The organism is Prevotella sp. P5-92 (assembly GCF_002251245.1).
Classification (GTDB): Bacteria; Bacteroidota; Bacteroidia; order Bacteroidales; family Bacteroidaceae; genus Prevotella.
Window position 1 is genome coordinate 56,164 of sequence record NZ_NPJG01000124.1, and the last position, 10,279, is coordinate 66,442.

Genomic DNA, 10,279 nt, shown 5'->3' on the forward strand with positions numbered 1-10,279 from the left:
AGACAATGGAAATACGAAAGACTTTACTCGAGATACTGAAAAAGTCGTGGTGGCAGATTTCTCTCACCATCATCGGCATCATCGCTGTCCTCAGCGTGCTGTCGTGGCTAAGAAATACTATCGAGACAGCCTCGGTGGAGATTGTGTCTGACAACAATATCGACATCACGCCCGAACAGATACAGGCCATAAAGGCTATCGGACAGTGGGAGTTTCTTGCCGTCAACGACGAGGTGATGGTTGACACCGTCAGGAAAGGCATCTTCTCTGACGACCATCTCGTGCGCATCTACTACGGCACCCTGCGCCTCGGCATCGACATGCACCGCGTTGGTCCACAATGGATAGAGGCTCATGGCGACACCATCAGCGTCACCTTGCCTCCCGTCGGCTTGCTCGACAACGACTTCATCGACGAAGCGCGCACCAAGTCGTTCTACGAGAGTGGCAGATGGGACAAGAGCGTGCGCAATGCCCTCTATCGCAAGGCTTACGACAAGATGCTCAGCCGCTGCCTGACGGCACAGAACGTCAGCATTGCCGAAAACAATGCCGACCTTCAGATGCGCAACGTGATGAAAGCCATGGGATTTAACATCGTCACTATCCGGTTTGCCGGAAAGAGTGAAAAAAGAGACAAGTGAAAAAGACAAGTGAAAAAAATGACAAGCGAAAAAATGACAAGTGAAGAATAATTAGAACACAAAAATAATAAGAATACTATAGCTAATGGAACAACTTAACGCGTTTTTCGGTGACATCAGTTCACTTCTCTGGGGATGGCCAATGATGGTCATGCTTCTCGGCACCCATCTCTTTCTCACCATCCGTCTGCGCTTCCCTCAGCGCAAGATCTTCACTGCCATCCGCCTGTCGGTCACTCGCGACCCCGAAGCGAAAGGCGACGTCTCGCAGTTTGGTTCTCTTGCCACAGCCCTTGCCGCCACCATCGGCACAGGCAATATCATCGGCGTGGCAACGGCCGTCTCGCTCGGCGGTCCAGGCGCCGTGTTGTGGTGCTGGCTCACGGGAGTCTTCGGCATCGCCACCAAATATTCTGAAGGTCTGCTCGCCATCAAATACAGGGTGAAGTCTTCTGACGGCCGCGTGCTCGGTGGACCGATGTATGCCCTTGAACGCGGATTAGGATGGAAATGGCTTGCCGTCCTCTTCGCCTTCTTCACGGCCATGGCCTCGTTTGGCATTGGCAGCACGGTACAGGCCAACGCCATGTCGGTGATGACCTTCGAGGCTTACGGCGTGCCGCAGTGGCTTACCGGCGGCGTTGTGTGCTCGCTGCTTGCGGCCGTGGTGTTCGGTGGTGTGAAGAGCATCGCCCGCGTCTGCGGAATCCTTGTTCCTTTCATGGCCTTGCTCTATGTCGTCGGCTGCATGGTGATCCTTGTGTTCAATGCCTCGTTCATCATTCCCGCACTGAAGCTCATCGCCACCTCGGCATTCTCGCCCGAAGCGGCAGGTGGAGGTTTCGTTGGCTCGGGCGTGATGCTTGCCGCCCGTTACGGCATTGCCCGCGGACTGTTTTCCAACGAGTCGGGTCTTGGTTCGGCACCTATTGTGGCAGCCGCCGCACAGACGCGCAACCCTGTGCGTCAGGCTCTTGTGTCATCTTCAGGCACCTTCTGGGACACGGTGGTCATCTGTGCCATGACCGGTCTTGTCATCGTGTCGAGCATCCTCGCCTATCCCGACATCGACTATTCTCACGGAGCCACCCTCACCAAGATGGCATTCTCCAAGATACCATATATCGGCACGCCGATGCTTGCCTTTGGCGTGTTGACCTTTGCCTTCAGCACCACCGTCGGCTGGTGTTATTATGGCGAGCGCGCCGTGGAGTATCTCGCCGGTCGCAGCACGATGCTTGCTTATCGCATCATCTATATCGGCTCAGTCTTCATCGGCAGCATCATCAACCTCACGCTCGTGTGGAACATTGCCGACTGCATGAATGCGATGATGGCCTTACCAAACCTCGTCGCCCTGTTGCTGCTCAGCGGCGTGTTAGTGAAGGAGACAAAAAAATATCTTTGGCAAAATCGTCTTGACGAATATAGCGAATATAGCGAAGAATGATGACAATCGAACCGATAGCAATATTCCACTCGCCACTGACGTCAAAGTTTGGAATACCACGTCAGAGCGGACTTGCCGACACGCTCCCGGGCACGATAGTCTTCACTCCAGCCTATCGCGAAGCCGAAGCCCTTCGGGGCATCGACGGCTTTGATTACGTCTGGCTGATATGGGGATTTTCGGAGAATGTGGATGCCGACAAGCATCCCACCGTGCGCCCGCCACGCCTTGGCGGCAACGTGCGCCAGGGAGTGTTTGCCACACGCTCTCCCTTCCGTCCAAACAATCTCGGTCTTTCCTCGGTGCGTGTCGCGGCGGTAAGACTCGCCACGCCCGACGGCCCCGTAATCGAGGTGACGGGCGCCGACCTTATGGACGGCACTCCTATATACGACATCAAGCCTTATCTGCCTGAGTTTGACAGCCATGGCGACGCCAAGGCGGGCTTTGTCGATACCTGTCAGTGGACGGTGCTCGATGTCGAAGCCTCTCCTGATGTTGACTTGTCGGTGCTCTCAGCCGCTGATCTTGCCGTAGTCAAACAACTGCTGTCGCAAGATCCTCGTCCGCAATACCACCGCTCGCCCGACCGCATCTACGGCATGCCCTATAAGCAGCTCGACATCCGCTTTAAGGTCGTCGGCCGCACGGCTATGATCGTTGGGATAACAGACGACTGCGGCCAATGAAGTCCGTCATCGTTGGGATAACAGATGCCAGCAGTCTCTGAAGTCGGTCATCTTGTCGAATATCAAGTCTGCTCCCTCGTCGGCAAGAATCTTATTGGGCAGCGGACCGGTGTTGACCGCCACGGTGAATATCGCGGCAGCCTGTGCAGCCCTGACGCCGAGTGGAGCATTCTCCACCACCACGGCTTCCCATGGGTTCACTCCCGCCTTGGCAAGTCCCTTGATATAGGGTTCGGGATTGGGTTTCCCTCTTTTCACGTCGTGGCTCGACACTATCATTCCTGGTTCTATCAGTCCCTCAAAGTCCTTTGTCAGCTTGTCGAGTAGCGACTGCTGTCCGCTTCCCGTCACGACGACAATCTTCAGTCCGTCGGCCTTCATCTTTCTCTGCAGTTCCTTCACTCCTTCCATAATCTTCGCTTCGGGACGTGTGGCAAAAAGATTGCTCTTGGCGTCGTACATCATCTGCGATTCCTCGTCAGTGATGTCTATTCCCTTCTGTTCTTTCACCATCTTTTTTATCGTCTCCACGCCTCTCATTCCCTCGTGGGCATAGGCGTCGGCTTCGCTCATCTCTATGCCGAAAGCCTTCATGGAGTGATGCCAGCTGTAAGCGTGATTGGGCATAGAGTTGTAGAGCACTCCGTCCATATCAAACAGTGCAGCCTTTGGCACAAACTCCCGATATCCTGTTTTCTTCAGATAATTGTCAATTTCTGTCTTGTACATCTCTTTTCAACTGAATTTTTGTGCAAAAGTAGTCATTTTTTGCGGTATTTCTTCCTTTTGTACTAATATATGACATAAAACGGTATTGAATTTTGTTTTTTTAACACTGACGATACAAGAAAAACGGCTGTGAGAGCTAAAGATGCTTCTCACAGCCGTTATTGTCTTAATTAGTTTGCAAGCCTTACTTGCACTGTATCTTAAACATCGTGAATGAATAAGGTGCGAGTTCGAGTGTCATGTTCTTCTTTATTTTCACTTGCTTTGTCACAGGCGCTATGGGCTGCGCGTCGAAGTTGTTCTCGTCCTCTGGCTGTCCGCTGAGTGTCACCTGGGTGGCAACAGGCTTCATGCCCTTGAAACGCGAGAGGTTGATCTTTGCCGTCTTGGTGTTGGCAGTGGCGTTGCAGACCTTGACAAAGAGTTCGCGTGTCTTGGTGTTGAGCACCACGCTCTGCTCCTGTAGCATGCCGTCGCCCTCCGACTTGTCGGGATTGTCAATCTTCACGCAGTCGCCGTAATAGTAGTTGCCGGCCGACTCGCCAAACATCTTCTGTACATAATAGCTGCATGTAGGATAGACGCGGTCGTTATCATAATAGATAAGGTCAGGATTCCACTGTGTGCCGTTCTTGCGTGCCAGGAGCGGAGCGTAAGATGTCATGCTGACAACGTCGCCATTGCGCTCCACGTGCAGCAGGTAGAGAGCCTCCGAGAGGGCGTCGATGAGTTTCTTGTCCTTGGCGGCATACTCGCCGAGATAGACCTTTGTCTTGCGGTCGCGTGGATAGCTGTCATACTGGCGCGACTTCTGGAAGTATTCTCTTGGCTCGTAGTAGTGCTCGTCGAGAATAGGCATGTTCAGCTCCTCAGCTATGCGCCATCCGTTGTCGTAGTCGGGGTTGCCTTTGTGCGAGCCTGGTCCGGCCGTGCCAACGATGATAATCTCTGGATGAGCCTTTGTGACGCGCTCGTAGATATACTTGAAACGCTTCTCAAATTCGGGCGATATGCGTTCCTCGTTGCCGATGCCGAGATACTTGAGGTTGAACGGAGCCGGATGGCCAGCCTCTGCACGCACCTTGCCCCACTTTGTGTTGACGTCGCCGTTAGCCCATTCAATGAGGTCGAGGGCTTCGTCCACCCATTCGTCCATCTCAGCCATGGCGATGGTGTCCTGTGCCTGGTCTTTCATTCCCCATCCGCCATTGGTTCCTTGGCAGCTCACGCCGCAAGGCAAGATTGGCAGCGGTTCCATGCCCATGTCTTCGCAGAGCTGGAAATACTCGTGGTAGCCAATCTCCATCGACTGGTGGTAGCCCCATGTGTTCTTCAGCTGCTTGCGCTGGTGCTTTGGTCCTACGGTTAGTTTCCAGCGGTATGTGTTCCAGAATCCGTCGCCGCCGCCGTGTACCACACATCCGCCTGGGAAGCGCATGAAGCGTGGGTGGATGGCTTCGAGTGTCTCGGCCAGGTCGCGGCGAATGCCGTGTCCGTGATATGTGTCTTGTGGAATGAGCGACACCTGGTCGATGTCCATCACTCCCGTCTGTAGTGCGAGTATCTGTAGTACGGCGGTCTTGCAGTCTTTGCCTGCGGTGATGGTGGCAGAATACTGTTTCCATGCTCCTCCGCTCACTTTGATGGTTGTCTCGCCGAGCACGTTAGGGTCCTTGCCCCAGCCTGTTGGTTCGGCTATGACGATGCGTACGTCCTTGTCGGCTCCCTTTATGTTGCGTGCAAAGAAAGAGAAGTCGTATTTCTCGCCTGCCTTTACGGTCATGGCGTCAAAGCCGTCGTTCTGCACTCCGAATCCTGTCCATCCCGTGTAGTCGTAATAATGTCCCACACGCTCTATGTTCAGGCGCATGTAGTTAGGATTATTGGGATGGAGCGGTTCTTGTTGTTTTGCCTCAAGGAATCCGAGCGAATGTCCTGGGCGGATGGTGCGCCATGCGGTGCCTGGTCCCCATCCGTCGCGGTCTGACGGAGAGTATTCGAACGAACCGTTTTGCACGAGCTGTGCGTTGAGTCCGCCGTCGGCAGAGTTGTTGATATCCTCAAAGAAGATACCTATTAGTTGGTCACTGATCTGTTTGCCTCCTGCTGGGGCAGACATCTTTTTCTGGGCAGACACGCCCATGACTGAGGCCAAGAGCATGGCCCCGAAGACATAACGTTTATTCATTTTTCTATAAATATGTTTTTAGTCTGGATGGGTTAAAATTAGACATGTATTTCTCTTTTTTCTTTCTTCTACTGAGTATAAGCCTTTAGGGCCAGTGCCTACCACCTCTTTTTCTTCTTGAAGAGCGAACCATAGCGGCGGTAGAGCTTCGTGGCCACCATAGCCACGTCGAAAGCCATGATGCCCTTGCTGATGATGCCCGTCACCATCTCGCCCTTGTCGGCCGATGGTTTTACCGTGGTGAGGTCGTGCCACAGCGTGGCAACCTTCTCGCCGCTCTGGTCGATGGTGGTGCGCAGCTGTTCTTTCCGCAGTTGTATGTCGGTGAGATTACGTATGGGTGTTGTCTGTGTCATAGCTCTTAACTAAGTAGTATATTGGCAAAGCATCTCACGAGTGGTCGCTCGATGAGCGGTTTGCGGAAAAGGTAGATGACGATGAGCAGCAGCGCGTATGCTCCGCCCATGATGGCAAAAGCCTCTGCCGTGCCAGTGAGTGGCGCCATCCAATAGACGGCGGCAAACGACACATAGAGCATGATGGCGAGGGCGAAGAGGAAGCTGACAACAAACAGCGAGGCGGCGGTGAGCAGGCGTACGGCCTTTTCAGCTACGTCGAGCTTCAGATAGTCTTTCTGCAGTTCGACGTAGTCCTTGAGAGCCTCTACCAGCTGGGCGATGGTCTCGATATTTTTATCGTTTGAAAACATTGCCATGTGCTTACTCAGCTGGCGCTACCTCTTGAATGTCATCCACGAGAGTGTCAACCTCCTTGCGCGAGAGTTTCACATTGTGCTTGCGGAGAAAGTCGTCAACGGTATCACTGATTTTCGTGCGGGTATCTTTTCCCTTCTCTGGTGCCAAGAGCAGGCCTAAGGCGGCTCCGGCGATGGCGCCTCCGAGGAATGCGCCGATGTAACCTAAACTTTTCATGATAAAATTGTTTTTAAAATGTTTCTAATTCCTGATAACTATGAATGATGTGGCAAATGTAGGCATTTTTATCGAAATATCAATAGTTTTGTGCGTGATTTTTTGTTAAAAACACAAGATTTTGTCGATTTAACAAACTTTATGCAGCATTTTTGCTCGTATTTCACGAAATCTTCGTAACTTCGCAAGGTCATACGACGACATCACATGAAAACATGTTTAATTAAATAACAGAACAAAGCAAATATGAAGAAGTATTTTGTATTGTGCGTAGGTTTCTGCGCAGCATTGGCAATGACAAGTTGTAAATCAAGCGAAAGCGCTTATAAGAAGGCTTACGAGAAGGCTAAAGCCCAGGAACAGGCTCAGCCAGCCCAGACTCAGGAGCCTGTCAACGTGGTTGCTCCGGTAGAGACAAAGCCTGTCACCGAGACACGCGTAGTGGATAATGTCGATAACGTGCAGGTGCGTCAGGAGGACTACTCGCTCGTGAGCGGTGCCGGACTGAAGAATTTCAGCGTCGTTGTTGGCGCCTTCTCTGTACGCGCTAACGCCGAGGGACTGCAGCAGCAGCTCAAGGACGCTGGCTACGACGCCCAGATCGTGAAGAACGAGGCACGCAACCTCTACCGTGTCATCGCTGCCACCTTCGACAGCAAGAGCGAGGCTGCCAGAAGCCGCAACGAGTTCCGTGCTAAATATCCCGACGCTTGGTTGCTGGCTAAATAATACAGATGTCAAGAATACTCGCTGTCGATTACGGCAAGAAGAGATGTGGAATAGCGGTCACCGATCCCCTGAAGATTATCGCCGGGGGATTGGCGACCGTTGCTACGTCTGAACTATTGTCGTTTATCAAAGACTACACCACACGCGAACAGGTGGAGACAATCGTCGTGGGCGAACCAAAACAACCTAACGGACAGCCCAGCGAAAACCTTCCGCGCGTAAGGGCCTTCGTGGCACAACTCAAGAAGATGATGCCCACGATGCCGGTGGAATACTACGACGAGAGGTTTACGTCGGTATTGGCACACAAGGCCATGATCGACGGCGGACTGAAGAAAAAGGCGCGGCAGAACAAGGCTCTCGTCGATGAGATCAGCGCCACGATCATCCTTCAGGACTACATGAACTCGAAAAGATTCTCATAATTCACACACACAACAAGCAGAAAAAAACATTTAACTCGATGATTTTACCTATTTATACTTACGGACAGCCCGTACTGCGCAAGGAAGCACAGGACATCACGGCTGACTATCCCGAACTCAAACAGCTCATCGCCGACATGTTTGAGACCCTCACACAAGCTGACGGCGTGGGACTGGCAGCGCCACAGATAGGCCGCGACATCAGACTCGTCGTCATCGACCTCGACGTGCTGAAAGACGACATGCCCGAATATGCCGACTTCCGCAAGGCTTACATCAACCCACATATCGTGGAATACGACGACACCGAGACCGACTCGCAAGAGGAAGGATGCCTCTCGCTGCCAGCCATCCACGAGAAGGTGACACGACCGAAACGCATCAGGGTGGAATATCTCGACGCCGACTTCCAGCCACACGACGAGTGGGTGGAGGGATTCCTCGCACGCTGCATGCAGCACGAGTTCGACCACCTCGACGGAAAGATGTTCATCGACCGCATCTCGCCCCTGCGCAAGCAACTCATCAAAAACAAGCTCAAAGCCCTCCTGCAAGGACGCTTCCGCTGCGGCTACAAGACAAAGCTGCTGCCAAGGAAATAAGACATGTCACACCACTTTTTACGCATGAAAAAGACTGTATTCACACTCATAGCATCACTGTGCTCCATGGCGGCACTCGCACAGTATAACACCGACCGACTGCTCATCATCGGGCGCAACGCATTGTATTTTGAAGACTATGTCCTTTCCATGCAGTACTTCAACCAGGCGATAAACTCAAAGCCCTATCTCTACGAACCGTGGTTCTACAGAGCAGTGGCAAAATATAATCTCGACGACTTCACAGGGGCGGAGGCTGACTGCTCGCAGGCCATCAGCATCAACCCCTTCATCACAAACATCTACGAACTCCGAGGACTGGCACGCATACAACAGAAGAAATACGACGACGCCATCAACGACTACGACAAGGCACTGAAGTACGACCCCGAAAACCAGTCGCTCTGGCACAACCGCGTGCTCTGCCGCATACAAAACAAAGACTACGACCACGCTCTCACCGAGCTCGACACCATGCTGACAAGATGGAAGAAATACGCCCGGGGATATGCCATGCAGGCCGAGGTGTATATGCACAAAAAAGACACCGCACTCGCCGTGAAGTCGCTCAACAAAAGCATCGACATCGACCCCTACGAGAGCGCTACATGGCAGGCCTTAGCCATGATCAACCTCTCGAAAAAGAAATGGAAAGACGCGGAAAAAGAACTCGACCGCGCCATACATCTACAACCCAAAAACGTCAACAACTACCTCAACCGCGCCTTGGCAAGGGTAAACCAAAACAACCTCCGCGGCACCATGGCCGACTACGACATGGCTCTCGACATCGACCCAAACAACTTCCTCGGACATTACAACCGCGGACTGCTCAGAGCACAAGTGGGCGACGACAACCAGGCCATCATCGACTTCGACTTCGTGCTGCATCTCGAACCCGACAACGTCATGGCTCTCTACAACCGAGCACTGCTGCTCGACAAGACAGGCGACCTCAGAGGCGCCATACGCGACTACTCGAAACTCATCAACACGTTCCCCAACTTCTGGGTAGGACTGCAAAGCCGAGCCAGCTGCTACCGCCGTCTCGGCATGACAAAACAAGCCGAGATGGACGAGTTCCGCGTCTATAAGGCACAGCTCTACAAGAGCCTCTACGGCAAGCAGCCGCGACTCAACAAAAGCCAGCTGAGAAAGAAAAGCGACATCGACCTCGAGAAATACAACCAGCTCACCGTGGCCGACGAACAGGAGATGGAACACCAATACAAAAACGACTACCGCGGACGTGTGCAAAACCGACAGACCGACATCGACCAGATGCCAATGTACGAACTGGCCTACGAGCGGAAAAAGAGCGACGTGGAGAGCTACGTGCCTTACGACCGCATGGTTGACCTCTTCAACAGCAGCACTCCTGACGGCCGACCGCTCTCAATCACTACCAGCATACCAGCACTCGACGAGCGTGCCACACGCACCTATTTCGACCTCATAGCGTCGCTCTCAGCCGAGCTCACCCTCACCACCTCCGAACAGAAAGCCGCGCCCATCCTGCTCCGCCGCGCAGTGGCATACTCCACCGTGCAAAACCTCCAGGACGCCATCGAAGACCTCACCTCATACATCGCCATTGACAGCCTCTCAGCCCTGCCCTACTGGCAGCGCGCCGTGTGCAAGATGAAACAGATAGACATACTGTCGATGGGCGACACCAAGCGCAGCGAAGCCATCGACATGAAGCTCGTCACCATCATCGACGACCTCTGCCGCGCCATCGACATCTGTCCGCAGAGCGCATACCTCTACTACAACCGCGCCAACGCCCACGCGCGACGCGACGACCTCAGCCGCGCCATCGACGACTACACAAAGGCCATCGCCATCGACGCCAACCTCGCCGAAGCATACTACAACCGCGGCCTTGTAT

Annotated in this window: 12 protein-coding genes; 7 read left to right on the forward strand and 5 right to left on the reverse strand. The window is 53.3% G+C overall.

The genetic code is table 11. The features are described from left to right. Positions 1-5: 5 nt before the first annotated feature. From CIK99_RS12800 to tsaA, 3 genes are all read left to right on the forward strand, one after another. Positions 6-644, forward strand: coding sequence for a DUF4230 domain-containing protein (locus tag CIK99_RS12800; RefSeq protein ID WP_094381882.1), 639 nt, complete (start codon positions 6-8; stop codon positions 642-644). 85 nt (positions 645-729) lie between these two features. Further along, positions 730-2,094 (forward strand): sodium:alanine symporter family protein, encoded by a 1,365-nt coding sequence (locus tag CIK99_RS12805; RefSeq protein ID WP_094381883.1) that lies wholly within the window; start codon positions 730-732, stop codon positions 2,092-2,094. After that, the gene (gene tsaA / locus CIK99_RS12810) at positions 2,094-2,783 is read left to right on the forward strand and encodes a tRNA (N6-threonylcarbamoyladenosine(37)-N6)-methyltransferase TrmO (RefSeq protein ID WP_094381896.1); all 690 of its coding nucleotides are present in this window, start codon (positions 2,094-2,096) and stop codon (positions 2,781-2,783) included. The genes CIK99_RS12805 and tsaA overlap by 1 nt, the downstream gene beginning before the upstream one ends. A gap of 6 nt (positions 2,784-2,789) precedes the next feature. Here the strand turns inward: tsaA and CIK99_RS12815 are convergent, their stop codons facing one another. The 5 genes from CIK99_RS12815 to CIK99_RS12835 form a co-directional block, all read right to left on the reverse strand. Continuing rightward, entirely contained in the window at positions 2,790-3,512 is a 723-nt protein-coding gene (locus CIK99_RS12815; RefSeq protein ID WP_094381884.1) for an HAD family phosphatase, read from the reverse strand. A 184-nt stretch (positions 3,513-3,696) separates the two neighbouring features. Next, positions 3,697-5,700, reverse strand: a complete 2,004-nt coding sequence (locus tag CIK99_RS12820) for an alpha-L-arabinofuranosidase C-terminal domain-containing protein (protein ID WP_094381885.1) — start codon at positions 5,698-5,700, stop codon at positions 3,697-3,699. Between the two features lie 98 nt (positions 5,701-5,798). Further along, the gene (locus tag CIK99_RS12825) at positions 5,799-6,056 is read right to left on the reverse strand and encodes a hypothetical protein (protein WP_094381886.1); all 258 of its coding nucleotides are present in this window, start codon (positions 6,054-6,056) and stop codon (positions 5,799-5,801) included. A 5-nt stretch (positions 6,057-6,061) separates the two neighbouring features. Beyond that, complete coding sequence (locus CIK99_RS12830) at positions 6,062-6,409, reverse strand: phage holin family protein (protein ID WP_094381887.1); 348 nt, start codon at positions 6,407-6,409, stop codon at positions 6,062-6,064. 10 nt (positions 6,410-6,419) lie between these two features. Further along, complete coding sequence (locus CIK99_RS12835; protein ID WP_094381888.1) at positions 6,420-6,632, reverse strand: YtxH domain-containing protein; 213 nt, start codon at positions 6,630-6,632, stop codon at positions 6,420-6,422. A 246-nt stretch (positions 6,633-6,878) separates the two neighbouring features. Here CIK99_RS12835 and CIK99_RS12840 point away from each other — a divergent pair, with 246 nt between their 5' ends. The 4 genes from CIK99_RS12840 to CIK99_RS12855 form a co-directional block, all read left to right on the forward strand. Next, entirely contained in the window at positions 6,879-7,361 is a 483-nt protein-coding gene (locus CIK99_RS12840; protein ID WP_094381889.1) for an SPOR domain-containing protein, read from the forward strand. Positions 7,362-7,366: 5 nt separating this feature from the next. Continuing rightward, positions 7,367-7,786 carry a Holliday junction resolvase RuvX gene (ruvX, locus tag CIK99_RS12845; RefSeq protein WP_094381890.1) on the forward strand — a complete coding sequence of 140 codons (420 nt, stop codon included), beginning with the start codon at positions 7,367-7,369 and terminating at the stop codon, positions 7,784-7,786. A gap of 38 nt (positions 7,787-7,824) precedes the next feature. After that, positions 7,825-8,388 (forward strand): peptide deformylase, encoded by a 564-nt coding sequence (def, locus tag CIK99_RS12850; RefSeq protein ID WP_094381891.1) that lies wholly within the window; start codon positions 7,825-7,827, stop codon positions 8,386-8,388. Positions 8,389-8,412: 24 nt separating this feature from the next. Then, positions 8,413-10,279, forward strand: a 1,867-nt coding sequence (locus CIK99_RS12855; RefSeq protein WP_254047808.1) for a tetratricopeptide repeat protein, incomplete at its 3' end; no start/stop codon positions are given.